Below are 25,158 nucleotides of genomic sequence, written 5' to 3' on the forward strand. Positions count from 1 at the left end.
CGCACAAGAACTTCGTTCGCTCCTCCTTCAGAGTACCTCTAAAAACAACACGCCGCCATTCAGAAATATTTTTATCGACTTATTCGACTTATTCGACTTATCCTTTCCAAGCAAATCACAAGCACGACTACGGGGTACGTATTTGAGTCCCACTGGATCAATCCAGTCAACCGGATTGGTAGCATATACCCATACTACCCGAACGCCGATCTTCAACTCATCATACAGACAACAAGGGCCGCTCACGCGGCCCTTTGCACTTACGGCAACCAATCTACGACGAGTGCCAGCAGTTCATCGAGATTACCAGGACCGCCGTACCCGACGAATTCCGTTTCGGTCGCCTTCACTGTGATCCAATCGTCTTCATCGCGCTCTGCGTTCATATCGATGGGCTTCCTTCCTGATGCACCGCTTACCTTAACCTTCCAGCCCGGGTTGTCGATATTGGCAATCTCGACGCCATAAGAGTGCTCCCAAATGTCGTTACATTGGGAGGTATACCAGTTTTGCAAAGCATTAATAAGATCACTCATTTGCACAATCCCTTTCGTCTCGCCAACTCCCTTGCAACGCGAACATCTTGTTTAGTCGCAGCCCTTGTAACCTCCGTCTTTTTCGATGTCGTCACCTGGCCGTTTGGTCCTATGTTAATTTTACGAGTCTGAACATGAGGTGTCGGAATATCGGTTCCCGTGGCCTTATCGAAATGCGATGCCCCTTGCAGGTCAATGTGGCCCTGTGTTGTGGGCGTAGAGAACGTTACCGAGTTTTGGTTGATCTGATTGGAAAGTTCTTGGGCCATCTCCGTTGGATCTTTCGGCCCCTGAGACGCGTAATCATTGCAGCTAGGCAAACATTTACGACATTGCTTCGAAAGACCTAACGGATCGACCCACTGCACTGGATTGGGCGCGTACTGGAAGACGTTGATGCCGCCTTGTAACCCGATCGGGTCCTTGCTAACGAAGCGGCCCGATTGGGGATCGTAGTAGCGGTTGCGGTTAAAGTGCAACCCCGTCTCTTCATCGACTTGCTGCCCCTGGAACCGCAGTGAATTCCTCGCCACGATCCCCGCCGCCTTCGACACTCGCGCAACGACCTCCCGCGCTTCGCCCCACGCCTTATACGACGCTTCCCACACGACGTCTCCGTCGTCATCCGTCAGCAACTGCGGCGTCCCGATCTGATCGCAGTGGTAATAGAACAGCGCCGCGTCACCCCGCCGCTCCGGCATCTTCTGCAGCGGATCCTCCTCCGGCACATAGCGGTCGGTACTCTTCCACTCCGGCGTCGAGATTCCCTCAACCGGTTCCGCCACATACTGCGCCAGCGGCACAAACGTTCCCGGCTCGTAAAGATAGTGCGTGCCACGCTCGCCATCGCTCTCGTACGCCAGCGCGTCGCCATCCCACCCGAACACCGTCCGCTCGCCGTTCACCTCCTTAGCGATCCGTCGACCGAACGCATCATAGAAATACCGTGACTGACTCTGCCGCGACGCCTCCGCAACCCGCGCCGACAGCAAGCGATTGAACTCGTCCCACTCGTATTCCTGCTGCCCCGCAGGCGTACGCTTGCGCACCAGATTCCCGCGCGCGTCGTACTCGAAGTGCATCCCCGCATACGCCTTCAGCAGGTTGCCCAGCACCTTCGGCACCTCGACCGGCAACGTGCTTTCCGGCCGCACCGGGCTCGAACGGGCGGCCGGCGCTTCGGTGGACCGCACCGGATCGATGATGTTGCTCGCCGGGTCGAACGCAAACTGCTCCTTCGCGACCGGACTGATCGCCTCGATCAGCCGCCCGACCGGATCGTATCGGTAATCCGTCCCGCCCTTGCGACTATCCTCGATCCGCGACAATTGCCCGACCGCGTCATAGCGATACCGCCGCTCGGCGAGCGGCGCGGGCGAGGTCGACCGCTGGATCGTCTGCTGCAGTACGCGTCCTGCCGGGTCGTAATGCGTGCGCTGTCCGACCTTGCTCGACAACATGCGTACCGTCTCGCGATGCAGGTCATCGCGCTCGAATTGCACACGCTCCTCGCCATCGAGCAGCATCCCGTGCACATGCCCCGAGCCATACATCAGCCAGTCAACCGCATGCCCATCCGGCCGCACGGTACGTCGTCGGTTGCCGAGCTCGTCGTATTCGTGGTGCCAGACGTAGCTACGCCGCTCGCCGAACAGATCGTACGCGTGATGTTCGCGCACCAGATTGCCGACCGGATCGAAGAAGAACTGCACGCGGCTGTACCGGTTCACCGCGTCGATCAGCCTGCCGCTCCGGTCGTAGGCAAACCGCTCCTCGCTTTCCCCCGCCACACGCTTCATCAGGCGACCGGTTGCGTCGACGTCGATCGATATCACGCAACCCGCTTCATCAACCGAAACAAGGCTGCCGCTGTCCGGGTCGTATTGATAACGCGTCGACTTGCCGTCAAAACCGATTTCCTCGATCAACCGCCCCGCCGGATCGTAGTGGAACTGGTACGTCGCAAGGTTCGCATCGGTCAGCGCGGTCAAGCGGCCGAGACGGTCGTAGCGATACGCAATCGTCTGCCCGAGCGCGTCCGCGCGGCTCGCAATACGACCCACTGCATCGTAGCCGTATCGGGTCGATCGATTGAGTTGATCCGTATGCCGCAACAACCGACCTTCAGCGTCGTATTGCACGTGCTCGACACCAGCCGGCGAACGCGTCTCCGTCAATTGGCCGTTCGGGCCATAACCATAGGCAACCACGCCACCGGACGCGTCCTTTGTCTCGATCACGCGGCCGATATCGTCGTACCGCCACTCCGTCTTCTTTCCGGAGCAGTCCGTGTAGCTCGTCAATTGCCCGGCGTCGTTGTATCCAAGCGCCTTCGAGCCGCCCTTCGCATCGGTGATCTGCGTAGGCAACCCCTTGTCGTTGTAGGCGTACTTCGTCGCATGCTCGAGCGGATCGATTTCTTCGACGAGATTGCCCGCATCGTCGTACTTGCGCTGCCACACATGGCCGTTCGGATCGACGAGCCGGATCATCCGATCCTTGCCGTCGTATGCCATCTCGACGATGCTGCCGTCCGCGCGCTCGTGCCAGGTCCGGTTGCCACGTGCGTCATAACGCATCTGCTCAATGCTGCCGTCTTGCAGAATGTGCAGCGTCAGATTGTTATGCTCGTCGCGCCGGAACCATTCCTCGCTGCCGTCCGGATAGGCGATTCGATAAACGTATCCCTTGATGTTGAAGTAGTAGCGTGACATCTGACCGAGCGCATCGGTCACGTAGGTCAGCCGAATGTTCGGATGCCATGCAAGGCGGATATCGAGGCTGCCGTCGTCCGCGTACTCGCGCACGCATTTCGCGTTCGCGTTGTCTTCAGCGTCCGCGCCGTCCCATTCGAGCGTCATCCCGCGGCCGGTGCGATCGGTATAGCGCGTCACGAGATGACGGTGGTACTGATAGCTCCACGCGTTGCCATACCGGTCGGTTGCGCGCACGAGATCGCCCGCTTCGTCATAGGCGTAGCTCGCAAGCGTACGGCGCTTTCCATCGTCGAGCACCTGCTCGATCAGCACGATCCGGCCTTGCTTGTCGTGCTCGAACGACAGCACGTTGCCGCTCGCATCGATCAGGCGTGCCACGCGGTCGAGCGCGTCGTAATCGAGCGTGATCGCATTGCCTGCACGGTCCTTCTGCATCGCAAGCCGGAACGCATTGCCGCGCCGTTCATACACGTGAAGCTCGTCGTGGCCGTATGCGATCGCGACCCACGTCTCGTCCAGACGCGTCAGCGTCAGGTTTTCCGCGAGATCGTCATGCACACCTCCGGCTGCAAGCGCTCGATATTCGATGCTGCGCCCGCTGGCATCGCGAAAGAACCATGTATCGCCTTCGACATCGATGCGCGTCGTGTATGGCGTGAGCCACCGCGCGCCAAGTTCTCCGTTGTCGTATGCAGAGAGGCGCGACCGGTACGTGCGCGCCCAGACGAGCGGCAGTGCGCCGGGCAGTTCAAAGTCCGTGTGAGTGAACGTCTCATCGCCGAAAGCAAAATCGATCGACCCGGTCGATGCGCCAATCCCGCAACTTTTACAAGGACTCTGGCCGGCGCCTTCCGCATGCGCCTGCTGTCCGATCGCACCCGCCGGCTCCTGAGGACGATCGTGCTGCGCGCGCCCCTTGCCGCCGGGCGGCACGTCGGCGGTCTTTTCGTGAAGCTTCCCGCGTGCGCGCACTCTTGCCACGGCCTCGATCACTTGCGCGATCAGCCACAGCATCTTGCCTTCTTCGCTGCCGTTCAGATCGCGGATCGCCTTCGCGACTTTCGGCGCCTCGTCCTTCAGGAACGCGACGATATCGCGGAACGGTTGCAGCCACGAATCCGGAGCAAGCTTCGCCGCAGTCCCGACCGTCGCGTTCCCGGCTTGCTTCCCCAACGCGATCGAACCTTCGTAACCGTACTCGATCGCATCAACCACCAGCATCGGGTTGTACCAGGACCGCTTGTCCATCTTCCGGGCGATCTGTGCAGTACGCCGCACGTTGGCACTGCTGTCGAAAATTTGCCCTTTGAGGGCGAGTTCCAGCCCGGTAGCAATACCGAGCATCAACTCCTGCGCCTTATGCGCGCAGTCGTTCAGCAGTTCGACAAGAACGTCCTGCAGGGTCTTCAGGAAGTTCTCGATTTCGGTCGCGGCCGCGGCGTTGACATGCGTGACGAGCACCGAAATGAGCGCCGCGCCGAGATTGCCGCGAGACACCAGCAATTGATTGCGCACGAGCGCCAGCAGCGGCCGTGCCGACAGTCGGAACGACGCGAGTGGCGGCGGAACCGGAATGACGCCGATCAGGTTGATCGCAAGCCCAAGGTAATCGAGCAGATTGGCGTGGCGCTTCTCGACGATCATCACGATGTCGCACACCGCATCGTAAAACGCCATCAGGTTGCCGATGATCGGCACCGCGCTTGCGAAGGTCTTGAGATCCTCGAACGAAATGTGATTGCCGCTGATCTTGAGCAGCCACTTGTTGAAACGGTCGCCTCCCGCCGCTACATCTTTCGGCGAAATATCGCTGAGCCAGGAAACGGCCTGTTCCTTCTCGGCGCCAGGTGGAAGTTGTTGTGCCATGTCGTTGTTCGTTCAATTCGTTTTTTCAAGACGGCTGACGAGCCGCCCTCTCAGGATTTCAGCGGTCCGCCGAACCCGCTCGTCGGAAGCTTCATGCCGGTCGCACCGGCGGCTGACGCCACCGTCGTAGCGCCCTTTCCGGCGATCCCGGCGACACCGGGTAGCGCGCCCTGCAGCGCACCGGATGCCGCATTCGCAGCCGGCGCGGCCAGCGCCGCGAGCCCACCTTGGCGAGCTGCCTGCACCATCCCGGCCACCTGCTTCGCGGCACTGCCCAGGCTCGATGCCGTCTGTAGCGCGGAAACCGCGCCTGCCCCACCCAGCGCACTTGCCGCGGCCGGCAATGCGGAACTCGCCAGTCCGCCCAACGCAGCACCGGCTCCACCTCCGCTCGCAAGCCCCATCGCAGCCGTCGTCGCCGCAGGCGCCATCCCCTTCAACTGGCTCGCGAGTTGCTCCGTCGCCGCGGCTTGCGCCGCCTGCGGCGACGGCTCGACGGGCTCGACCGGCCACTGCGCCTGCTTGAAGTAATTTGCGGGTTGAGCCGACTCGCGCGGATCCTTCCCGAACTCGACACGCACCGCACCCGGCGGCAAACCGCTCACAGCCGTATAACCGCTGTTGTCGAGCGCCCCTTTCTTCAGCACGGCGCCGTTCACGTCTCTCACCGTGAACAGCCCGCCCTTCACTGCCTCGCCGTTCACGTACTTGTGAAACAGCTCCAACTGCCCCGGCTGGTCCGGCCGCGGGCTCGGCAGCGGATATCCCATGCTCGCCGGCCCCGCGAATGTATGCGACGCGCCCTTCACATCGACCGCACCCGGCGTATGAATCTCGATGTTGCCGTCCTTGATGCGGATGTACCCGCCGCCACTCGTCAGCAGAATCCCCTGGTCGGCCGCGATCTCGATCCGGTCAGTTGCGGACACAACCTTCACCGCCTTCTGCGCGGTCACCTCGACGTTGTCCGACTGCGCCTGGATCTCGACCTTGCCCTTGCCGGCGAACAGCTTCATCCCCGCGTTCTGAACGAACAGGCTCAGCTTCTGCCCGATGCTGCCGATCAGCGACTTGCCCGCGGCGACGTGCACGCTCTGTCCGCTCGCGACGTTCACGTGATCGTTCGCGACCACGTGCAGCGACTGCTGTGTCGACATCCCGATCCCCGACGGGCTGCCGAACAGCATCACCGGCTCCTTGAACGCATTCGCGCTGCCCGTGCCGCCGCCTGCCGTGCGTCCGCCTGACGCGTTGCCCGACGCGCTGTCCTGCGTCGCGTCGGTGAACGCGCGCATCGTGTCGTGGGCTTCCTTGAGGCTTTCCGCCTGATGCTGCTCGCTCACGCCCGACATCGCCTCGACCAGGCTTTCGCCCGTCACCAGTTGCTGCTGCGCTTCCTTCACGTCGAGCGGCTGGCTGTTCGGCGCCTTCGGGTGCGTGGTCACGTACAGGCCCTGACTCGCCCGCACCGCGCCATACGCATCCGAACGCAGATCGAACCCGCTGCCCAGATACGACCCGCGCGAATTGCCGTTCTGGTCGATCAGGTAGCCGAGATGCAGCAGGCTGTTCGCGCTGCTGCTCATCAGCTGCACGCGGTTCTGCCCGGTCGCGTCGTCCATCACGAGGTGGTTGTAGCCGCTGCCCGAATACTCTTTCGATCGATACCCGGACAGAATCCCGTCGCTATGCCACTGCGGCTGGTTCGCGCCGTTGTACACGCGCCCGACTGCCAAAGGCCGGTCGCAATCGCCACCCACGTAGTCGATCAGCACTTCCTCGCCGATGCGCGGCACGTGCACGCCACCGTAACCGCCGCCGGTATCCGACTGCACGACGCGCACCCAGCACGACGCGTTCTCGTTGCCCGGATTCAAACGATCCCATACGAACTGCACACGAATCCGGTTCAGCTCATCCGTATAGACTTCCTCGCCCTGCGGCCCGACGACGATGGCCGTCTCGAGATGCATCTTCGGCTTCTCGTGCTCGAACGGGCTGCGATACGGCACGCTCACGCGCTGCGCTTCGACCTCGACGAGATAGAAGCCGACCGAACCGTCGTCATGCGGCACGCGGAACGCGGCGTCGGCACCGTAGCCCTCCTGCGCTTGCGTCAACGCGTCGCGCAGGCTGTACGGAAAGTCCGCGCTGCTGCTCGCGACGGGCAGGTTGTTCTCGATCCACCATTCGACGCCGATCGCCGCGAACTCGCGCTGGTCGGCCGGATCGCGATCGTGTTCGGGATGATCCGCCAGCGTAAAACGACGGCCGGCATCGATCGCGCGCACGCCGCCCGCGCCGTGGAAGCGCTTCGCTTGCGACTCCCATTCCTCCATCCGCAGCTTCGTCAGATGGTCGCCGCGCGTCTGGTCCAGATACGTGTACGCACCGGTGTACTCGTAGACTTCGAGCTGGTCGGGCAATTCGCCCTGGCCGCCCATCGTCGGCAGCGTCGTGCCCTTCGGGTTCGACGGTTGCGACGGATTCTTGTAGTCGAACGTGCGCGTCGTCCGGGTCACGCTCTGCAGCGTGCGCGAGCCCGACCATTGCGTGAACGCGTCGGCTTCGCTCGCCGCGCCGCCCCGATAGAAGCGCACGGTCTCCGGCGACAGCGGCGCGAACGCCTGCAGGTTGTCGGTGATCACGAGCGTATGCGACTTGCCGTCGTCGGCCTGCTGCCATGTGCTGTAGAGGCCTTCGCTCTCCATCAGCCGATGCACGAAATGCCAGTCGGTGTCGTGCTGACGAGTGTATGAACGGCTCGGCAGCGGTTTCGACAGCGCGAAGCGGAAATGCCCCTGCGCCTGCGGATGCTGGTTCAGCACGTCGCTGATGATCTGGTCGACGGTCGTGTCGTTCCAGAGCCGCTGGTCTCGGCGAAACTTCAGGAAATGGATGAAATCGGCGAACGTGAGCTGATAGGTCGTGAGCCCGCCGTCGGCGCCGAGGCGGCGCGCGGTGTGCACGTACCCGTTGATCGGCCGGTAGCTGCGATCGCCTTGCTGGATCCACAACGTGACCGGCTGCGCGATCAGCTTTTTAAGCTCCAGATCGCTGTCGGTCGACAGCACATCGAGCGTGAATTCGTACGCGCGCCCGATGCGCGACCGGCCGACGGCCCGCTGCACGGTCAGCACGTTGGCGCCCAATGGCGTATCGAGCTTCAGCAGCCGGTCCTGCTGAAGCAACCCGCCGCGCAATGCGGCAACAGTGTTCTGCATGTTCATGGCAACGGCCTTTTCTTCTTTTGACGCGCCCTCGGATGGCGCGTGATGCGATTTTCGCTCGCGCGATTTTACAGACAAATTACTAGCCGACTCGGAAAATGACCTGATTTAAAAGAGTATTTTTAATCGTTGGTCCGAACGTCCACGGCAAACCTTTCTAACGCTCGTCCAGCGCTCACGTGCCACGTCGTCACACCGCGCTGCCACCCCGCCGCCCGCTGAAATCGATTGCAATCAGGGCCAATTCGACTTCCGGCGCCGCCCGGTTGCGAGTAGTGTCTACGTGCCCGTCATTCGGCCCGGCCCGGGCACGATCGATGCCCGGTGCGCCATCACCACACTAAACACTGGAGATCCACGATGAAACGTTCGAAGTTCCTGCTATCTGGCCTGCTGCTCGCGTCGGCCCTCGGTTTCACGGCCGTCGCCGCGCACGCCGAAGACCTGCTCGACTCGGTGAAGAAAGCCGGCGTGCTGCGCGTCGGCCTCGAAGGCACGTATCCGCCGTTCAACTCGCGCGGCACGTCGGGTCAGCTCGAGGGCTTCGACGTCGACGTCGCGAATGCGGTTGCCGGCAAGCTCGGCGTGAAGACGCAGTTCGTCCCGACCGAATGGAGCGGGATCATCGCGGGGCTGCAGGCCGGCAAGTTCGACGTGATCGTCAACCAGGTCACGATCACGCCGCAGCGCAAGGAGGCGCTCGACTTCAGCGAGCCGTACACGTACTCGGCCGCGCAGCTGATCCAGCGCAAGGACGACACGCGCAACTTCAAGTCGCTCGAGGACTTCAAGGGCAAGAAGCTCGGCGTGACGCTCGGCACCAACTACGACCAGATGGCGCGCAGCGTGCCGGGCATCGAGGTGCAGACGTATCCTGGCGCACCGGAAAAGCTGCGTGATCTCGCGGCAGGCCGGATCGAGGCGACGCTCGACGACCGCCTGATGCTGCCGTACATGATCAAGACGTCGAACCTGCCGCTGCGCTCGGGCGCGGTGCTGAACGGCGGCAAGCAGGAGATGGCGATCCCGTTCCGCAAGGGCAATCCGAAGTTCGAGAAGGCGATCAACGATGCGCTGGAGTCACTGCGCAAGGAAGGCACGTTGAAGAAGATCTCGATGCACTGGTTCGGCAGCGACGTGACGGTGCCGGTCGCGCAGTAAGCGGTTCGCCGCGCTCGCGTTGCGTCACGTCACTCGCTGCGGCGAAGGCGTGACGCCTCTTCTCTCCCGCTCTCTTCGCTCAGGCCGCTTCGTCGAAGCGCGCGAGCAGCATCTGGCCGATCGGCGTCAGCGCCGGGCGCGCAGCCACCTCATTCACGCGTACCTGCGTATCGTCGACGAGCCGCTTTTCGACGAGCACGGCGAACGCGGGGTTCGCCAGGTCGACGCTGTCCGGTGCGCGGGCTATGCGCAGCAGCATCGAGAATTCATGCGGACTCAACATGGTCCTTGTCTCCTGATCGTCCGCGATCCGGTTCGAACGGCGTCGATCGTGTTTTTGAATGGAATGACGCGAGGCATAGTCGATGCGCCGCCGGGAGCGAGATCCCGGTTGACCGTTGCGCGACGCAAGCACGGCGTCGCGTGCGGGTTACGCACGCCCGAATCGCGACGGTGGCGCCGCGGCGGAACGTGCAACGTTAGGGGCGCAGCATGACGCGGGCGTGACAGGGAAAGGGGGGCGCAACGATGTGCGATGCGCACTCGGATTGCCAGCGCAGCGCACGTCGTGCGGATCGGGGCGGGAGCGTAGGCATCTTCAGCCTCGAGGGCGATGCTTGTGACCGAGTTGGATGCCGTATGCCGAAGCCGGTTTGCCATGCGGTCGGCGTCGCGTGTTTCGCCTTGGATATCCAAAAAAACAAAGGGCCGGGAGAATCAATCTCCCGGCCCTTCGTTCAATATGGTGCCGGCTGCAGGACTCGAACCCGCCACCTGATGATTACAAATCAACTGCTCTACCAGATGAGCTAAGCCGGCGTAAGCGCGAGATTCTACCTCATTTCACGATCTTGAGGCGAGGTCTGCTGCCGCCTTTCGAGCCATCCCCGTCGGTTTTCGGCGGTTCGTCGGCGCCTTCGGACGGTTCTTCGTTCGCACCTTGATCGGCAACCGGCGCCAGCACGACAGGCGACTCGTCGCGCCGCACCTCATCGGCCTGCTCGGCATCGTCCTCGAACGCGCCCGAATCCGCGCCCTCGCCCGCCACCGCATCGACCTGGAACGCCATCCCCTGGCCGTTCTCGCGCGCGTAGATCGCGAGCACGTTGGCCACCGGAATCTCGATCTTGTGCGCCTTCCCGGAGAACCGGGCGGTGAACTCGATCCACTCGTTACCCATCTGCAGCTGGCTCGTCGCCTCGAAGCTGATGTTGAGCACGATCTCGCCGTCACGCACGAACTGACGCGGCACGCGCGTCGAGTTGTCGACCCTCACCGCGATATGCGGCGTGTAACCGTTATCGGTGCACCACTCGTACAGCGCGCGCAGCAGATAAGGCTTCGTTGAAATCTCTTGCATCACAATCCTCGAACCCGGAGCGGGCACGCGGCACGCCGCGCCGCCCGCTCCGTCTTGCCCTCATTGCATCATCAACGACGCATGACCTTTTCGGACGGCGTCAGTGCTTCGATATAGGCCGGACGGCTGAAGATCCGCTCGGCATACTTCATCAGCGGCGCGGCGTTCTTCGACAGTTCGATGCCGTAGTGATCCAGACGCCACAGCAGCGGCGCGATCGCGACGTCGAGCATCGAGAACTCCTCGCCGAGCATGTACTTGTTCTTCACGAAGATCGGCGCGAGTTGCGTCAGGCGATCGCGGATCGCGAGGCGTGCCTTCTCGTGGTTCTTCTCCGCTGCCTTGCCCTTCTCGTTCTCGAGCGTGCTGACGTGAACGAACAGCTCCTTCTCGAAGTTGAGCAGGAACAGGCGTGCACGGGCGCGCTGCACCGGGTCGGCCGGCATCAGTTGCGGGTGCGGGAAGCGCTCGTCGATGTATTCGTTGATGATGTTCGATTCGTACAGGATCAGGTCGCGTTCGACCAGAATCGGCACCTGACCGTACGGGTTCATCACCGAGATGTCTTCCGGCTTGTTGAACAGGTCGACGTCACGGATCTCGAAATCCATCCCCTTCTCGAACAGCACCAGCCGGCAACGCTGGGAGAACGGGCAAGTTGTGCCGGAATACAGAACCATCATATTTGCGTTTCCTCAAAAAAGCCGAGGGCCGGCACGCGGCGCAACCCCTTTCACGGGTTCCGCCTTGCGCCGGCCCCACGCCGGTCAGGCGTGTTTACTTGATATCTTTCCAGTACGCGGCATTGAGCCGCCAGGCCAGGAAAGTCAGGACACCGAGAAAGACCAGCACCCACACGCCGAGGCGTTTGCGGGTCTGCTGGGCCGGCTCGGACATCCATGTCATATAGGCCACCAGGTCGGCCACCGCAGCATCATAGTCCGGCGGCGACAACGTCCCCGGCGTGACCTGCTGGAAGCCGACGAGCGTGTGGACCTTCTCGCCCGTCTCCTCGTCCGTCTTGTCTTCGAATTTGGCAGTGCGCTGCCCCTGCAGTTGCCACAATACATGGGGCATGCCGACGTTCTCGAACACCGCGTTGTTCCAACCGCTCGGCCGCGTATCGTCGCGGTAGAAACTCCGCAGATACGTGTACAGCCAGTCGCGACCGCGCGCCCGCTCCTCGACCGACAGGTCGGGCGGTGTCGTGCCGAGCCAGTTCTTCGCGTCTTCGGGCCGCATCGCGACGGACATCGTGTTCCCGACCTTGTCGGTCGTGAACAGGAGATTCGTTTCGATCTCCTTCTGGGATATGCCCAGATCCGTCAGACGGTTGTAGCGCATCAGGTTCGCGCTGTGGCAGTTCAGGCAATAGTTTACAAACAATTGCGCGCCGTGCTGAAGCGAAACGAGATTTTCCGTGTTATCGGGCGCCCGGTCGAGCGGAAAATTACCCTCCGCGTGCACGGCCGGCGCCGCCAGCAGCGCGACGGCCGTCGCCCCGATCAGCGCGAGCGTCGAAAGCAGTTTCTTCATGTCGTTCTCTCCTCGCTCTCGTTAATGGGGCTTGAAGCGCACCCGCTCCGGCGGCTGCTTGAACGTGCCAAGCGGCGTCCAGACGGGCATGCCGAGGAAGAACGCGAAGTAGATCAGCGCACAGCCCTGCGCGATCAGCGTCGAGACCGGCGATGGCGGCCGCGTGCCGAGGAACGCGAGGATCAGGAACGCCGCGACGAAGATCCCGAGGAACACCTTGTGGAACAGCGGCCGGTAGCGGATCGACTTCACCGGGCTGCGGTCGAGCCACGGCAGGAAGAACAGCGTGATCACCGCCGAGCCCATCACGACGACGCCCCAGAACTTCGATTCCGTCAGGAACATGAATACGACGATCGCCGCGGCCAGCACCGGCAGCCCGACCTTCCACTTGCCGCGCGCACGGATCAGCGCGAGCACGCCGAGCAGCGCGATCACGATCATCAGCACGATCTTGAACGGGTCGGTGGTCGCGCGCAGCATCGCGTAGAACGCGGTGAAGTACCACACCGGCGCGATTTCCGGCGGCGTCTGCAGCGGATTCGCCGGGACGAAGTTGTTCGACTCGAGGAAGTAGCCGCCCATCTCCGGCGAGAAGAACACGATCAGCGCGAACACCATCAGGAACACGCAGACGCCGAAGAAATCGTGCACCGAGTAGTACGGGTGGAACGGGATGCCGTCGAGCGGAATGCCGTCCGCGTCCTTCTTCGCCTTGATCTCGATGCCGTCCGGGTTGTTCGACCCCACTTCGTGGAGCGCGACGAGGTGCGCGATCACGAGGCCGACCAGCACGAGCGGAATCGCGATCACGTGGAACGCGAAGAAGCGGTTCAGCGTGACGTCGGAAACGACGTAGTCGCCGCGGATCCACAACGACAGGTCCGGGCCGACGAACGGGATCGCCGAGAACAGGTTCACGATCACCTGCGCGCCCCAGAACGACATCTGGCCCCACGGCAGCAGGTAGCCGAAGAACGCCTCGGCCATCAGGCACAGGAAGATCGCGCAGCCGAAGATCCACACGAGTTCGCGCGGCTTGCGGTACGACCCGTACATCAGCCCGCGGAACATGTGCAGGTACACGACGACGAAGAACATCGACGCACCGGTCGAGTGCATGTAGCGGATCAGCCAGCCCCACGGCACCTCGCGCATGATGTACTCGACCGATGCGAACGCGAGCGTCGAATCGGGCTTGTAGTTCATCGTCAGGAAGATGCCCGTGACGATCTGGTTGACGAGCACCAGCAGCGCGAGTGAGCCGAAGAAGTACCAGAAGTTGAAGTTCTTCGGCGCGTAGTACTCGGAAACGTGCTTCTTCCAGGTGGACGTGAGCGGGAAGCGCTGGTCGACCCAGCCGGTGAGACCTGTCGTGGAGACTTCCTTGTTGTCGGCCATCACGCTTCTCCTTTCTCGTCCTTGCCGATCACGAGGGTCGTCGCCGACGTGAACATGTAGGGCGGGATGTCGAGATTCTGGGGCGCCGGCTTGTTCTTGAACACGCGGCCGGCGAGGTCGTAGGTCGAACCGTGGCACGGGCACAGGAAGCCGCCCGGCCAGTCGTCCGGCAGGTTCGGCTGCGGACCCGGCGTGAAGCGTTGGCTAGGCGTGCAGCCGAGGTGCGTACACACGGCCATCACGACGAGAATGTTCTTGCGATCGGCCCGCGAGCGATATTCGTTCGCGCAATACGCGGGCAACGGCATCGAATACGGGGATTTCGAGGTCGGATCGGCCACTTCCTTGTCGGCCTTGACGACGTCGGCCAGCATCGAATCGGTGCGATTCAGGATCCAGACGGGTTTGCCGCGCCACGGCACCGTGACCATCTCGCCGGGCTTCAGGCTGCTGATGTCGACCTCGACCGGGGCTCCGGCCGCTTTCGCTTTCGCGGACGGCGCAAGCGACGCCGCGAAAGGTATGACGGTGGCTACGCCTCCCACGCCACCTGCTACGGATGTCGCAATCAGCCAGGTACGGCGGCCGCTGTCGACGCGTTTCTCTTCCTTGTCTCGCATCACACGCCCCACTTCTGAGTTGGATTTTCCGTCACGACTTTTCATTCCGCCGCTAGTTTGCGCGAATGGAGTCGCCATTTACAAGGCCCGGAGACGAAAATCCCTTCGAAGTAATTGATAGTTAAGGGTTTTCCCCCACTATCGGAGCGATTAAATCATTTCGCTTTTAAGCATGCGCTACATTGCGAATTTTCGGTGCACCGCCGCAAATCCGGCGTTCAGACCGGATTATGAATATCGATAAAAAGGTGTTCGAGATCGAATTCTTCGGACAAGTGGGCGCCGAGCGCCTGGATTCCGTAGCGCTCGGTCGCGTGGTGCCCTGCCGCAACGAACGCGACGCCGCTTTCGGCCGACGCGTGCGTGACGGATTCCGACACCTCGCCGGTCAGGAACACGTCGGCGCCCGCGTCGATCGCCGCGTCGAAATAGCTTTGCGCGGCGCCCGTACACCATGCGATGCGGCGCAACTGCATCTCCGGATCGCCGAGCACGAGCGGCGTGCGGCCGAGCGTGCGCTCGACCTTCGCGACGAAGTGCTCGAGCGAGACGGGCATCGGCAGCGTGGCCATCCAGCCGAGGTCGCCATCGCCGAAACGCTGCTCGCCGAGCAGCCCGAGCTTCTCGCCGAGCTGCGCGTTGTTGCCGAACTCGGGGTGCGCGTCGAGCGGCAGGTGGAATGCGAACAGGTTCAGATCGTTCGCGAGCAGCAGCTTCAGCCGCTGGTACTTTCGGCCGGTAATCTGCGGCGCCTCGTTGCGCCAGAAATAGCCGTGATGGACGAGCACCGCATCCGCGCCCCATTCGAGCGCGGCTTCGAGGAACGCGACCGACGCCGTCACGCCGGTGGCGATCTTCTCGATCTTGCGGCGCCCCTCGACCTGGAGGCCGTTCGGGCAATAGTCCTTGAAGCGCGCGATTTCAAGGGTATTGTTCAAGTACAATTCAAGTTCGATCCGATCCATATAAACCTCTAATCCTTTCAGATGCTTAGACGCTTCTGGCTGTTCTTCGCGCAGGCGGTGACCGTACTGCTCGCGCTGATGTTCATCGTCGTGACGCTCAAGCCGCAATGGCTGCAACGGCAAGGACAGCTCGGCAAGCAGCTCGCCACGCCGATCGTCGCGCTGCGCGAAGTCGCACCGGGCATCGGCGGCGCCCCCGCGACCACGTCGTACGCCGAGGCCGCGCAAAAGGCGATGCCCGCCGTCGTCAACGTCTTCTCCAGCAAGGACGGCTCGCTGCCGCCCGATCCGCGCGCGAAGGATCCGCTGTTCCGCTACTTCTTCGGCGACCGCAATGCGCGCAAGCAGCACGACGAACCGGCCGCCAACCTGGGCTCGGGCGTTATCGTGAGCCCTGAAGGTTACATTCTAACGAACCAGCACGTCGTGGACGGCGCCGACCAGATCGAAGTCGCGCTCGCCGACGGCCGCACGGGCACCGCGAAGGTGATCGGCAGCGACCCGGAAACCGACCTCGCCGTGCTGAAGATCAACATGACGAACCTGCCGACGATCACGCTCGGCCGTTCCGACCAGTCGCGGGTCGGCGACGTCGTGCTCGCGATCGGCAACCCGTTCGGCGTAGGCCAGACGGTCACGATGGGGATCATCAGCGCGCTCGGCCGCAATCACCTCGGCATCAACACGTTCGAGAACTTCATCCAGACCGACGCGCCGATCAACCCGGGCAACTCGGGCGGCGCGCTGGTCGACGTCAACGGCAACCTGCTCGGCATCAACACGGCGATCTACTCGCGCTCGGGCGGCTCGCTCGGCATCGGCTTCGCGATTCCCGTGTCGACCGCGCGCACCGTGCTCGAAAGCATCATCACGACGGGCTCGGTCACGCGCGGCTGGATCGGCGTCGAGCCGCAGGACGTCACGCCGGAAATCGCCGAATCGTTCGGGCTCCAGCAGAAGTCGGGCGCGATCGTCGCGGGCGTGCTGCAGGGCGGGCCGGCCGACAAGGCCGGCATCAAGCCGGGCGACATCCTCGTGAGCGTGAACGGCGACGACATCACCGACACGACGAAGCTGCTGAACACCGTCGCGCAGATCAAGCCGGGCACGCCGACCAAGGTGCATGTCGTGCGCAAGGGCAAGGAGTTCGACGTGAAGGTCGTGATCGGCAAGCGCCCGCCGCCGCCGAAGCAGGCGCTCGACGAACAGGACAGCGACAGCGAATGATCTCCGGCGGGCGGCGTACCGGCGCCGCTTGCCGGCCAAGGACGGAAACAAAAAAGGGCAGCCTGATCGGCTGCCCTGTTGCTTTGGTCCGGCGGCGTTGCTCCGGCATGCCTTCTTCACGGTGAAGAAGCTGCGGGCACCCTCGCGATCTGCGCCATCCGGTCGGCGCGCGCGGCTTCAACGCTGTCGAGGGGCCGTATCGACGACCGCGATCATGCCGGCCGCCGCGCACCGGTCCCGCATCAACTCGCGGCGCCGTTCTCCGCCTCGGGTTCTTCCGTCGGCTTCGGCACGAAGAATCGCGCGGCCAGCAGCCCGATCTCGAACAGCACGACGAGCGGCAACGCGAGCATCAGCTGCGAGAACACGTCCGGCGGCGTCACGACCGCCGCGACGACGAACGCGCCGACGATCACGTACGGCCGCATCTCCTTCAGCTTCTTCAACGTCAGCACGCCCATCCGGACGAGCAGCACGACGACGATCGGCACCTCGAACGTGACGCCGAACGCGATGAACATCCCGAGCACGAAGCTCAGGTAGTTGTCGATATCGGTCGACATCTCCGCGCCGAGCGGTGCGTTGTAGTGCGCCATCACGCGGAAGATCGTCGGGAACACGAGGAAGTACGCGAACGCCATCCCGCACAGGAACAGCACATAGCTGCTGCCGACGAGCGGCGCGACGAGCTTCTTCTCGTGCTGGTACAGCCCCGGCGCGACGAACGCCCAGATCTGGTACAGCACGATCGGCAACGCGATCACGAGCGCGACGAGCATCGTGACCTTCATCGGCACGAAGAACGAGCCGGTGACGTCGGTCACGATCATCCTGCCGCCCTTCGGCAGGTTTTCCATCAGCGGCCGCGCGAGCAGCCGGAAGATGTCGGGCGCCCAGTACACGAGCCCGAGGAACACGACGATCACGGCCAGCCCCGCGCGAATGATGCGGTCGCGAAGCTCGACGAGATGGGAAATGAAGGTTTCTTCCGGGGCGTCGCCCGGGTTCTGCTGGGGGTCGCTCACACCGGCCCTCGGTAGGATTGACGAGCGAGCATGCGCTCGGCTCAGAAGAAGCGCGTCGGCCGGCGCAGGCTGGCCGGCTGGTGGCGCGCGACACGCGCGGCGCCCGACTGCACGTGCGTGCGGCGGGTCGTCGCGCGCTTGTACCAGACAGGCGTCGCCGCCTGTTTCACACGCCAGTTGCGACGCTTCGGCGCGAGCGCGGCCGTGCTGCCGCGCCACGACGGCGCCGCGGGCGTGTCGGAGCCGTACGTACCGGCATCGACCGAGCCTTCGTTAAGGCCGCCGACCGCGGAGTTCCACGTGTCGTTCAGTTCCTTCTCGTGCTCGCGCAGGTTGTCGTGAATCGTCGTCTCGACATTGCGCGCGGCCGTCTCGAAATCGGTCTTCATCGTCCGCAACGCGTCGAGTTCGATTTCGCGCGAGACCTCGGCCTTCACGTCGTTGATGTACCGCTGCGCGCGGCCGAACAGTGCGCCGGCCGTACGCGCAACGCGCGGCAGGCGCTCGGGGCCGAGCACCACGAGCGCGACGACGCCGATCAGCGCCATCTTCGAAAGACCGAGATCCAGCATCGCGAATGCCTGTCAGCGTGCCGGCGTTACGCCTTGTTCGAGTCGGAACGCGTCGTTTCCTTCGCGTTGACGTCGACCGAGCCGTTGCGCGGCAGCTGCTGCGCATCCGCCGGCGTCTCGCCGTCCTTCATGCCGTCCTTGAAACCCTTCACGGCGCTGCCGAGGTCGTTGCCGATGTTGCGCAACTTCTTCGTACCGAAAACCAGCGCGACGATCAGCAGCACGATCAGCCAGTGCCAAATGCTCAATCCACCCATGATGAAACCTCTCCTCAACCACGCCGCGTCGCGGCGCAAATCGCCGGCGGCACGCCGGCTTCGACTATCGATGCGGGGAAACGCCCCGCGACGTCAACCCATCCGCAGCCACGGGCGCGGGCCGGCCAGAATGTGCGCGTGCAGGTGGTAAACCTCCTGCCCGCCGCCGGGGCCCGTGTTGATCACCGTGCGAAAACCGGTTTCGCCGCCCGTGTACGCGACGCCGAGCTGGTCGGCCAGACGCGCGACCAGCAGCATCAGCCGGCCGAGCATCGGCGCGTCGGCCTCGCTCGCCGCCGACAGCGTCGGCACGTGCCGGCGCGGAATCACGAGCACATGCGTCTCGGCCGCGGGGCGGATGTCGCGGAACGCGACGAATTCGTCGTCCTCGTGCACCTTCGTGCTCGGGATCTCGCCCGCCGCGATCTTGCAGAACAGGCAATTCGGATCGTGACTCATGTTGCTCCTGCGAAACGCCCGCGCGCCGGTCAGAACCAGGCCTGCGGATCGAGCGTCTTGTTGTCGTTCAGGTACAGCCAACCTTTGATGATACGGTACAGCGTCCAAATCCACGTGACAAACATGATGACGAATCCCACGCCCACGAACATCAGCGCGAAGCCGATCACGTAAGCGATCAGCGCGCGCCAGAACGTGCGGATCTGCCACTCGAAATGGTCGGCGTACGGCGTGCCGGCCACGTCGCCGCGCTTCACGTAGTTGATGATGATCGCGATGAGGCCGGTGACGCCGCCCGTCAGCCAATGAATCGCGTAGAGGCCGTACAGCACGTGCGTCAACGTGCGCAAACCGTTCAGCCGCTCGGCGTCCGCTGCACCCGGCACCGACGGCGTCGGAAGCTGGCTCGGCGTATCGGTCATGATGCTACCCCCGTTGGATGACAATTCTTACAGCTTACCGCACTGTCGCCGGCGCGGCAGGCCGCGAGCCGTCAACCGCCGTTTTCCTCGCGCTCGCGGCGCTTGCGCAGCGCCTTTTCCTCTATGCCCGACAACCCTTCGCGGCGCTCGAGTTCGGCGATCACGTCGGCCGGGCTCAGGTCGAAATGCGACAGCATCACGAGGCAGTGGAACCACAAATCGGCCACCTCGCCGACCAGCGCCGTCGGCGCGCCGCCCTGGCGTACGTCCTTCGCGGCCAGCACGACTTCGGTCGCCTCTTCGCCGATCTTCTTCAGCACCGCGTCGTCGCCCTTGTGGAACAGGCGCGATACGTACGATTGTTCGGGGTCGCCGCCCTTGCGGCTATCGATCACGGCCGCGAGGCGCAGCAGCGTGTCTTCGGTCGATTGCGTCATTTGTAGATGTGTTCGGGGTCTTTCAGCACCGGATCGACCGCGACCCAGTCGCCGCCGTCCACCGTACCTTCGAATTTCTGGAAGAAGCACGAATGCCGGCCGGTGTGGCAGGCGATGCCCGACACCTGCTCGACCTTCAGCAGCACGACGTCCTCGTCGCAATCGAGCCGCACCTCGTGCACGTGCTGCACGTGGCCCGACTCCTCGCCCTTGAACCACAGGCGCTTGCGCGAGCGCGAATAGTAGACCGCGCGCTGCGTCTCGATCGTCTTCGCCAGTGCCTCGCGGTTCATCCACGCGAACATCAGCACGTCGTTCGTCGACGCTTCCTGCGCGATCACCGGCACGAGGCCGTTGTCGTCCCAGCGGACCTTGTCGAGCCACGCGGGCAAGGATTTCGTTTGCGTATTCATCACAGCCTCACCGCGATGCCCTGCTCGGCCATGAAGCGCTTCGCCTCGCCGACCGTGTGCTCGCCGTAGTGGAAGATGCTGGCGGCCAGCACCGCGTCCGCGCGGCCGTCCTTGATGCCGTCCGCGAGATCCTGCAGGCAGCCGACACCGCCCGATGCGATCACCGGCACCGGCACCGCGTCCGACACGCCGCGCGTGAGCGCGAGGTCGAAGCCCGACTTCGTGCCGTCGCGGTCCATGCTCGTGAGCAGGATCTCGCCCGCGCCGAGTTCGGCCATCTTGCGCGCCCATTCGATCGCATCCAGGCCAGTGCCCTTGCGGCCGCCGTGCGTGAAGACTTCCCAGCGCGGCGCCTCGCCGTCGGCCGACACGCGCTTCGCGTCGATCGCGACGACGATGCACTGCGAGCCGTACTTGTCGGCCGCGTCACGCACGAGCTGCGGGTTCGCGACCGCCGACGAATTCATGCTGACCTTGTCCGCGCCGGCGTTCAACAGGCGCCGCACGTCCTCGACGGCGCGCACGCCGCCGCCGACGGTCAGCGGAATGAACACCTGCGACGCAACGGCTTCGATGATCGGCAGGATCAGGTCGCGCTGGTCGGAGGTCGCGGTGATGTCGAGGAACGTCAGTTCGTCGGCGCCCTGGTCGTCGTAGCGGCGGGCGATTTCGACGGGGTCGCCGGCATCGCGCAGCTCGACGAAGTTGACGCCCTTGACGACACGCCCGGCAGTCACGTCCAGGCAGGGGATGATGCGTTTAGCTAGAGCCATGATGTACGCCATAGGCCGCGGTGGAACGGCCGGTTGCGGAAGCCTCGCGCGAGGCTTCCGGTCGGGGCCGCCTGCGGGCAGCCCCGGCGAACGGGACACCGCGGTTACGCGTTGTCGAGTTCGCCGTTCAGTTCGTCCGCGCGCTTTTGCGCGGCCGCGAAATCGAGATCGCCGGAGTAGATCGCACGGCCGCAGATCACGCCTTCGACGCCGTGCTCTTCCACTTCGCACAGGTTCTCGATGTCCGTGAGGTTCGACAGGCCGCCGCTGGCGATCACCGGAATGCCGACCGCCTGCGCGAGCTTCACGGTCGCCTCGATATTGATGCCCTGCAGCATCCCGTCGCGGCCGATGTCCGTGTAGACGATCGACTCGACGCCGTAGTCCTCGAACTTCTGCGCGAGATCGATCACCTCATGGCCCGTCAGCTTGCTCCAGCCGTCGGTCGCGACCTTGCCGTCCTTCGCGTCCAGGCCGACGATGATGTTGCCCGCGAACGCGGTGCACGCGTCCTGCAGGAAGCCCGGATCCTTCACGGCCGCGGTGCCGATGATCACGTAGGACAGGCCCGCGTCGAGATACTTCTCGATCGTCTCGAGGCTGCGGATGCCGCCGCCGAGCTGAACGGGGATTTCGTCGCCGACTTCGTCGAGGATCGCTTCGATCGCCTCGAGATTCTTCGGCTTGCCGGCGAATGCGCCGTTCAGGTCGACCAGATGCAGCCGCCGGGCGCCGAGATCGACCCACTTGCGGGCCATCGCCGCCGGGTCCTCGGAGAAAATCGTGGCCTGGTCCATATCGCCCTGTTTGAGGCGCACACACTGACCGTCTTTGAGATCGATGGCCGGAATCAGCAACATAGCAATCGGGTGTCGTCGTGGAAAATGAAAAGAATCCGGCGCGCACCGGCCAAACCGGTGCCGCGCCGTCTCGCTAGTTTAGTACAACTCTTTCGGTGCTTAAGCGTGCGAGCCCCGCACGACAGGCGTTTGCGCCCTGTCGACTGTGGCTCGCGCACCACGTTCACGGCTTCCAGTGTACGAAGTTGCGATACAGACGCAACCCGACTTCCGCGCTTTTCTCGGGGTGGAATTGGGTCGCGAAGAGATTGTCCCGCGCGACCGCTGACGTAAACGGCGCGCCGTAGGCCGTTTCGCCGACCGTGTGCGCCGGGTTGTCCGGGCTCACGTAATAGCTGTGAACGAAGTAGAAATACGCGTCGTCGGGCACGCCGTCCCACAGCGGGTGCGGCTGCGACTGGCGCACGCGGTTCCAGCCCATCTGCGGCACCTTGAAGCGCGAGCCGTCGTCCTGCAGCCGGCCGTCGAGCTCGAAGCGCACGACCTTGCCGGGCAGCAGGCCCAGGCCCTTCGTGTCGCCTTCCGCGCTCCAGTCGAACAGCATCTGCTCGCCGACGCACACGCCGAGCAGCGGCTTCGTGCGCGACGCCTCGATCACCGCTTCCTGCAGCCCCGATTCGCCGAGGCAGCGCATGCAGTCGGGCATCGCGCCCTGGCCGGGCAGCACGACACGGTCGGCCGCGCGAATCGCGGCCGGCGTGTCGACGATCGCCACGTCGGCGGCCGGTTCGGCCTTCTTGAGCGCCTGCGCGACCGAGCGCAGGTTGCCCATCCCATAATCCACAATCGCAATCGAAGTTTTCATCTCAGTGCAGGCAGTAGCGCCCTCAGTCCATTGACGATGAATTCCACCGCCAGCGCCGACAGCATCAAACCCATCAGCCGCGTGGCGATGTTGATGCCGGTGCGGCCGATCCAGTTCGCGATCGGCTCGGCAAGCCGCATCGCGAAGAAACACAGCAGAGCCAGCGCCGCGCCGATCGCGACGAGCCCGGCTCGCTCATACCAGTGATGCGAGTTCGCCGCATAGATGATCACCGTGCTGATCGAGCCGGGGCCCGTGAGCAGCGGAATCGCCAGCGGCACGACCGCGATGTTGTCCTTCTGCTCGGCTTCATGGCGCTCCTCCGGCGTCGAGCGGGTGTTGCCGGCCTGAGCGTTCAGCATGCTGATCGCCATCAGCAGCATGATGATCCCGCCGCCCACTTCGAGCGAGCCGACCGATATGCCGAAGAAGTCGATGATCTGCTGCCCGAGCAGCGTCGTCACCGTCATCACGCAGAACACCGACACCGACGCGATCCGGATCGTGCGGCGCCGCTCGTCGTCCGTCTGCTGCGCCGTCAGGCTCAGGAAGAACGGCACCGCGCCGACCGGATTGATCAGCGCGAGCAGGGAAATGAACGATTTGAGCAGATCCATCGCAAGCCGGCGCGCCGCGCCGAAGCCGTGAGGTTGTCCGTGGCGTCCTGTCCGTTCGAAAGTTAGAGGCTGCCCTTCGTCGACGGAATCTGCCCCGCCGCGCGCTCGTCGAGCTCCACCGCCGCACGCAGCGCCCGGCCGAAGGCCTTGAACACCGTTTCGAGCTGGTGGTGCGCGTTGATCCCGCGCAGGTTGTCGATGTGCAGCGTGACGCCCGCGTGGTTCACGAACCCGCGGAAGAATTCGATCGACAGGTCGACGTCGAACGTGCCGATCCGCGCGCGCGTGAACGGCACGTGGAATTCGAGACCCGGCCGGCCCGAGAAGTCGATCACGACGCGCGACAGCGCCTCGTCGAGCGGCACGTACGAATGGCCGTAGCGGCGGATGCCCTTCTTGTCGCCGATCGCCTTCGCGACGGCCTGACCGAGCGTGATGCCGACGTCCTCGACCGTATGGTGGTCGTCGATATGCGTATCGCCATGCGCTTCGACCTCGAGATCGATCAGACCATGTCGCGCGATCTGATCGAGCATATGGTCGAGAAACGGCACGCCGGTGGCCAGCTTCTGCCGGCCCGTACCGTCGAGATCGAGCTTCACACGGATCTGCGTTTCGCTGGTATTGCGAACGACTTCCGCCACACGCATGGCAATTCCTTGATTGAGTCTGATGTAAATGGGGATTGATCGTCGCGCGCCGCCGCGCCCTGGGGTCAACCGGGCAGCGCGAGTTTCAAGGCAGCCAGCAGGCGCGCGTTTTCGTCGGGAGAACCGACGGTCAGCCGCACGCATTCGGCCAGCAACGGATGCATTTTACTCACGTTTTTGACCAGCACCCGCTCGGTGAGCAACGCATCGAACACGGCCGCCGCGTCCGGCACGCGCACCAGCAGGAAATTGCCGGCGCTCGGGAACACCGTCGCGCCCGGCAGCGCGGCCACGGCCTGCGCGAGGCGCGTGCGTTCCGCACGCAGTTCGGCCGCCTGCGCGTCGAGCACGTCGAGGTGGTCGAGCAGGAAATCGGCGGTCGCCTGGGTCAGCACGTTGATGTTGTACGGCGGGCGCACCTTGTCGAACTCGGTCAGCCACGTCGGCAGCCCGGCGAGATAGCCGAGGCGGATTCCCGCGAGGCCGAGCTTCGAGACCGTGCGCATCACGACGACGTTGTCGAACTCGGCGGCACGCGGCAGCCACGAGCGCTCCGCGAACGGCTGGTACGCCTCGTCGATCACGATCAGGCTGTGCCGCGCGGCCGCGATGATCCGCTCGACGTCGGCTTCGTCGTACAGCGTACCGGTCGGGTTGTTCGGGTATGCGAGATAGACGATCGCGGGCCGGTGCTCGGCGATCGCCGCGATCATCGCGTCGGCGTCGAGCGTCAGGTCGGCCTTGAGCGGCACGCCGACGAATTCGAGCTGCGCGAACTTCGCGGACAGTTCGTACATCACGAAGCCCGGCACCGGCGCGAGCACCTTCGCGCCCGGCTTCGCGCAGGCCACCGACATCATGCTGATGATTTCGTCCGAACCGTTGCCGAGCAGCACGTCGCACGCGGCCGGCACGCCCATCGCACGGCGCAGCTTGTCGAGCAGCGCGCCCGGGCGCGGCGCCGGGTAGCGGTTCAGCGCGACCTGCGCGAGGCGCTCGCCGAGCGCCGCCGCGAGCGGCGCCGGCAGCGAATACGGGTTCTCCATCGCATCCAGCTTCACGAACCCGCTCGCGTCGGGCACCGGGTAGCTCGTCATTGCGAGCACGTCGCGGCGGATGATGTCTTGTGGCGTCGTCATGGTCTCAAGCCGGCGTGCGTCGCGCCGGCGTCAAATTGGTCGGCAAGGCGGCGGCTGCCGCCCTGCGCTTGGTCTCCTCGTCGTCCGGAGTCGATGCGTCGGCATCGGCT

The 25,158-nt window shown here is 63.9% G+C and carries 25 protein-coding genes and 1 tRNA gene; 2 read left to right on the forward strand and 24 right to left on the reverse strand.

The genetic code is table 11. The features are described from left to right. Window positions 1–260 precede the first annotated feature (260 nt). The 3 genes from DIE17_RS25745 to DIE17_RS25755 are packed head-to-tail and all read right to left on the reverse strand — an operon-like array spanning window position 261 to window position 8,349. Window positions 261–536, reverse strand: a complete 276-nt coding sequence (locus DIE17_RS25745) for an immunity 53 family protein (RefSeq protein ID WP_124522224.1) — start codon at window positions 534–536, stop codon at window positions 261–263. After that, complete coding sequence (locus tag DIE17_RS25750; RefSeq protein WP_260429041.1) at window positions 533–5,119, reverse strand: RHS repeat-associated core domain-containing protein; 4,587 nt, start codon at window positions 5,117–5,119, stop codon at window positions 533–535. Before DIE17_RS25750 ends, DIE17_RS25745 begins: the two co-directional genes overlap by 4 nt. Before the next feature lie 50 nt (window positions 5,120–5,169). Then, window positions 5,170–8,349, reverse strand: a complete 3,180-nt coding sequence (locus tag DIE17_RS25755) for a type VI secretion system Vgr family protein (protein ID WP_124522226.1) — start codon at window positions 8,347–8,349, stop codon at window positions 5,170–5,172. A 360-nt stretch (window positions 8,350–8,709) separates the two neighbouring features. Here DIE17_RS25755 and DIE17_RS25760 point away from each other — a divergent pair, with 360 nt between their 5' ends. Then, window positions 8,710–9,510, forward strand: coding sequence for a cystine ABC transporter substrate-binding protein (locus DIE17_RS25760; protein ID WP_044845938.1), 801 nt, complete (start codon window positions 8,710–8,712; stop codon window positions 9,508–9,510). A 79-nt stretch (window positions 9,511–9,589) separates the two neighbouring features. Here DIE17_RS25760 and DIE17_RS25765 read toward each other — a convergent pair whose 3' ends face one another. From DIE17_RS25765 to DIE17_RS25800, 8 genes are all read right to left on the reverse strand, one after another. Beyond that, on the reverse strand, window positions 9,590–9,793 hold the full coding sequence (locus DIE17_RS25765) for a hypothetical protein (RefSeq protein WP_044845939.1): 204 nt from the start codon (window positions 9,791–9,793) through the stop codon (window positions 9,590–9,592). Between the two features lie 460 nt (window positions 9,794–10,253). Then, window positions 10,254–10,329: transfer RNA gene (locus DIE17_RS25770), tRNA-Thr, on the reverse strand. A 19-nt stretch (window positions 10,330–10,348) separates the two neighbouring features. Further along, complete coding sequence (locus DIE17_RS25775) at window positions 10,349–10,870, reverse strand: ClpXP protease specificity-enhancing factor (RefSeq protein WP_044845942.1); 522 nt, start codon at window positions 10,868–10,870, stop codon at window positions 10,349–10,351. Between the two features lie 71 nt (window positions 10,871–10,941). Beyond that, window positions 10,942–11,553 carry a glutathione S-transferase N-terminal domain-containing protein gene (locus DIE17_RS25780; protein ID WP_006400565.1) on the reverse strand — a complete coding sequence of 204 codons (612 nt, stop codon included), beginning with the start codon at window positions 11,551–11,553 and terminating at the stop codon, window positions 10,942–10,944. Between the two features lie 94 nt (window positions 11,554–11,647). Continuing rightward, a complete protein-coding gene (locus DIE17_RS25785) occupies window positions 11,648–12,406 on the reverse strand; it encodes a cytochrome c1 (RefSeq protein ID WP_124487863.1) in 759 nt (252 codons plus the stop codon). A gap of 21 nt (window positions 12,407–12,427) precedes the next feature. Beyond that, window positions 12,428–13,810, reverse strand: coding sequence for a cytochrome bc complex cytochrome b subunit (locus DIE17_RS25790; protein ID WP_124487862.1), 1,383 nt, complete (start codon window positions 13,808–13,810; stop codon window positions 12,428–12,430). Beyond that, window positions 13,807–14,427, reverse strand: a complete 621-nt coding sequence (gene petA / locus DIE17_RS25795) for a ubiquinol-cytochrome c reductase iron-sulfur subunit (RefSeq protein WP_124522227.1) — start codon at window positions 14,425–14,427, stop codon at window positions 13,807–13,809. The genes DIE17_RS25790 and petA overlap by 4 nt, the downstream gene beginning before the upstream one ends. Window positions 14,428–14,645: 218 nt before the next feature. Beyond that, the gene (locus DIE17_RS25800) at window positions 14,646–15,392 is read right to left on the reverse strand and encodes a Nif3-like dinuclear metal center hexameric protein (protein WP_044845946.1); all 747 of its coding nucleotides are present in this window, start codon (window positions 15,390–15,392) and stop codon (window positions 14,646–14,648) included. A 21-nt stretch (window positions 15,393–15,413) separates the two neighbouring features. Here DIE17_RS25800 and DIE17_RS25805 point away from each other — a divergent pair, with 21 nt between their 5' ends. After that, window positions 15,414–16,619, forward strand: a complete 1,206-nt coding sequence (locus DIE17_RS25805) for a Do family serine endopeptidase (protein WP_044845947.1) — start codon at window positions 15,414–15,416, stop codon at window positions 16,617–16,619. A 242-nt stretch (window positions 16,620–16,861) separates the two neighbouring features. Here DIE17_RS25805 and tatC read toward each other — a convergent pair whose 3' ends face one another. The 13 genes from tatC to hisC all read right to left on the reverse strand — a co-directional run bounded on the left by tatC (window position 16,862) and on the right by hisC (window position 25,048). Next, entirely contained in the window at window positions 16,862–17,644 is a 783-nt protein-coding gene (gene tatC, locus DIE17_RS25810; RefSeq protein WP_044845948.1) for a twin-arginine translocase subunit TatC, read from the reverse strand. A 41-nt stretch (window positions 17,645–17,685) separates the two neighbouring features. Continuing rightward, window positions 17,686–18,216, reverse strand: coding sequence for a Sec-independent protein translocase protein TatB (gene tatB, locus DIE17_RS25815; protein WP_044845949.1), 531 nt, complete (start codon window positions 18,214–18,216; stop codon window positions 17,686–17,688). Window positions 18,217–18,242: 26 nt separating this feature from the next. Continuing rightward, complete coding sequence (gene tatA, locus DIE17_RS25820; RefSeq protein WP_044845950.1) at window positions 18,243–18,473, reverse strand: Sec-independent protein translocase subunit TatA; 231 nt, start codon at window positions 18,471–18,473, stop codon at window positions 18,243–18,245. Window positions 18,474–18,566: 93 nt separating this feature from the next. Further along, window positions 18,567–18,932 carry a histidine triad nucleotide-binding protein gene (locus DIE17_RS25825; RefSeq protein ID WP_044845951.1) on the reverse strand — a complete coding sequence of 122 codons (366 nt, stop codon included), beginning with the start codon at window positions 18,930–18,932 and terminating at the stop codon, window positions 18,567–18,569. A gap of 29 nt (window positions 18,933–18,961) precedes the next feature. Further along, complete coding sequence (locus DIE17_RS25830) at window positions 18,962–19,354, reverse strand: DUF4870 family protein (RefSeq protein ID WP_124487859.1); 393 nt, start codon at window positions 19,352–19,354, stop codon at window positions 18,962–18,964. A gap of 71 nt (window positions 19,355–19,425) precedes the next feature. After that, entirely contained in the window at window positions 19,426–19,791 is a 366-nt protein-coding gene (locus DIE17_RS25835) for a phosphoribosyl-ATP diphosphatase (RefSeq protein ID WP_044845953.1), read from the reverse strand. Continuing rightward, complete coding sequence (gene hisI / locus DIE17_RS25840) at window positions 19,788–20,204, reverse strand: phosphoribosyl-AMP cyclohydrolase (RefSeq protein ID WP_124522228.1); 417 nt, start codon at window positions 20,202–20,204, stop codon at window positions 19,788–19,790. The genes DIE17_RS25835 and hisI overlap by 4 nt, the downstream gene beginning before the upstream one ends. After that, window positions 20,204–20,977, reverse strand: a complete 774-nt coding sequence (gene hisF, locus DIE17_RS25845) for an imidazole glycerol phosphate synthase subunit HisF (RefSeq protein ID WP_044845999.1) — start codon at window positions 20,975–20,977, stop codon at window positions 20,204–20,206. Before hisF ends, hisI begins: the two co-directional genes overlap by 1 nt. A gap of 104 nt (window positions 20,978–21,081) precedes the next feature. After that, entirely contained in the window at window positions 21,082–21,837 is a 756-nt protein-coding gene (gene hisA, locus DIE17_RS25850) for a 1-(5-phosphoribosyl)-5-[(5-phosphoribosylamino)methylideneamino]imidazole-4-carboxamide isomerase (protein WP_034183653.1), read from the reverse strand. Between the two features lie 163 nt (window positions 21,838–22,000). Then, complete coding sequence (gene hisH, locus DIE17_RS25855) at window positions 22,001–22,642, reverse strand: imidazole glycerol phosphate synthase subunit HisH (protein ID WP_044845955.1); 642 nt, start codon at window positions 22,640–22,642, stop codon at window positions 22,001–22,003. Beyond that, window positions 22,639–23,259: a YchE family NAAT transporter gene (locus DIE17_RS25860; RefSeq protein ID WP_044845956.1), complete on the reverse strand. Its 621-nt coding sequence runs from the start codon at window positions 23,257–23,259 to the stop codon at window positions 22,639–22,641. The genes hisH and DIE17_RS25860 overlap by 4 nt, the downstream gene beginning before the upstream one ends. Before the next feature lie 62 nt (window positions 23,260–23,321). After that, window positions 23,322–23,909: an imidazoleglycerol-phosphate dehydratase HisB gene (hisB, locus tag DIE17_RS25865; protein ID WP_006751804.1), complete on the reverse strand. Its 588-nt coding sequence runs from the start codon at window positions 23,907–23,909 to the stop codon at window positions 23,322–23,324. Between the two features lie 65 nt (window positions 23,910–23,974). Next, window positions 23,975–25,048: a histidinol-phosphate transaminase gene (gene hisC, locus DIE17_RS25870; RefSeq protein WP_044845957.1), complete on the reverse strand. Its 1,074-nt coding sequence runs from the start codon at window positions 25,046–25,048 to the stop codon at window positions 23,975–23,977. Window positions 25,049–25,158: the final 110 nt, after the last annotated feature.

It is taken from the genome of Burkholderia sp. Bp9099 (assembly GCF_003857805.1).
Classification (GTDB): domain Bacteria; phylum Pseudomonadota; class Gammaproteobacteria; order Burkholderiales; family Burkholderiaceae; genus Burkholderia.

What these genes read in the sequence shown, in the direction of transcription:
- hisF (WP_044845999.1), bottom strand. Translation starts at nt 20,977, where the DNA reads ATGGCTCTAGCTAAACGCATCATCCCCTGCCTGGACGTGACTGCCGGG.
- DIE17_RS25760 (WP_044845938.1), top strand. Translation starts at nt 8,710, where the DNA reads ATGAAACGTTCGAAGTTCCTGCTATCTGGCCTGCTGCTCGCGTCGGCC.
- DIE17_RS25860 (WP_044845956.1), bottom strand. Translation starts at nt 23,259, where the DNA reads ATGGATCTGCTCAAATCGTTCATTTCCCTGCTCGCGCTGATCAATCCG.
- tatA (WP_044845950.1), bottom strand. Translation starts at nt 18,473, where the DNA reads ATGGGTGGATTGAGCATTTGGCACTGGCTGATCGTGCTGCTGATCGTC.
- DIE17_RS25805 (WP_044845947.1), top strand. Translation starts at nt 15,414, where the DNA reads ATGCTTAGACGCTTCTGGCTGTTCTTCGCGCAGGCGGTGACCGTACTG.
- tatB (WP_044845949.1), bottom strand. Translation starts at nt 18,216, where the DNA reads ATGCTGGATCTCGGTCTTTCGAAGATGGCGCTGATCGGCGTCGTCGCG.
- DIE17_RS25765 (WP_044845939.1), bottom strand. Translation starts at nt 9,793, where the DNA reads ATGTTGAGTCCGCATGAATTCTCGATGCTGCTGCGCATAGCCCGCGCA.
- hisB (WP_006751804.1), bottom strand. Translation starts at nt 23,909, where the DNA reads ATGCGTGTGGCGGAAGTCGTTCGCAATACCAGCGAAACGCAGATCCGT.
- DIE17_RS25780 (WP_006400565.1), bottom strand. Translation starts at nt 11,553, where the DNA reads ATGATGGTTCTGTATTCCGGCACAACTTGCCCGTTCTCCCAGCGTTGC.
- DIE17_RS25835 (WP_044845953.1), bottom strand. Translation starts at nt 19,791, where the DNA reads ATGACGCAATCGACCGAAGACACGCTGCTGCGCCTCGCGGCCGTGATC.
- hisI (WP_124522228.1), bottom strand. Translation starts at nt 20,204, where the DNA reads ATGAATACGCAAACGAAATCCTTGCCCGCGTGGCTCGACAAGGTCCGC.
- DIE17_RS25775 (WP_044845942.1), bottom strand. Translation starts at nt 10,870, where the DNA reads ATGCAAGAGATTTCAACGAAGCCTTATCTGCTGCGCGCGCTGTACGAG.
- DIE17_RS25750 (WP_260429041.1), bottom strand. Translation starts at nt 5,119, where the DNA reads ATGGCACAACAACTTCCACCTGGCGCCGAGAAGGAACAGGCCGTTTCC.
- hisH (WP_044845955.1), bottom strand. Translation starts at nt 22,642, where the DNA reads ATGAAAACTTCGATTGCGATTGTGGATTATGGGATGGGCAACCTGCGC.
- DIE17_RS25745 (WP_124522224.1), bottom strand. Translation starts at nt 536, where the DNA reads ATGAGTGATCTTATTAATGCTTTGCAAAACTGGTATACCTCCCAATGT.
- DIE17_RS25825 (WP_044845951.1), bottom strand. Translation starts at nt 18,932, where the DNA reads ATGAGTCACGATCCGAATTGCCTGTTCTGCAAGATCGCGGCGGGCGAG.
- petA (WP_124522227.1), bottom strand. Translation starts at nt 14,427, where the DNA reads ATGCGAGACAAGGAAGAGAAACGCGTCGACAGCGGCCGCCGTACCTGG.
- DIE17_RS25830 (WP_124487859.1), bottom strand. Translation starts at nt 19,354, where the DNA reads ATGACCGATACGCCGAGCCAGCTTCCGACGCCGTCGGTGCCGGGTGCA.
- DIE17_RS25755 (WP_124522226.1), bottom strand. Translation starts at nt 8,349, where the DNA reads ATGAACATGCAGAACACTGTTGCCGCATTGCGCGGCGGGTTGCTTCAG.
- DIE17_RS25800 (WP_044845946.1), bottom strand. Translation starts at nt 15,392, where the DNA reads ATGGATCGGATCGAACTTGAATTGTACTTGAACAATACCCTTGAAATC.
- hisC (WP_044845957.1), bottom strand. Translation starts at nt 25,048, where the DNA reads ATGACGACGCCACAAGACATCATCCGCCGCGACGTGCTCGCAATGACG.
- hisA (WP_034183653.1), bottom strand. Translation starts at nt 21,837, where the DNA reads ATGTTGCTGATTCCGGCCATCGATCTCAAAGACGGTCAGTGTGTGCGC.
- DIE17_RS25785 (WP_124487863.1), bottom strand. Translation starts at nt 12,406, where the DNA reads ATGAAGAAACTGCTTTCGACGCTCGCGCTGATCGGGGCGACGGCCGTC.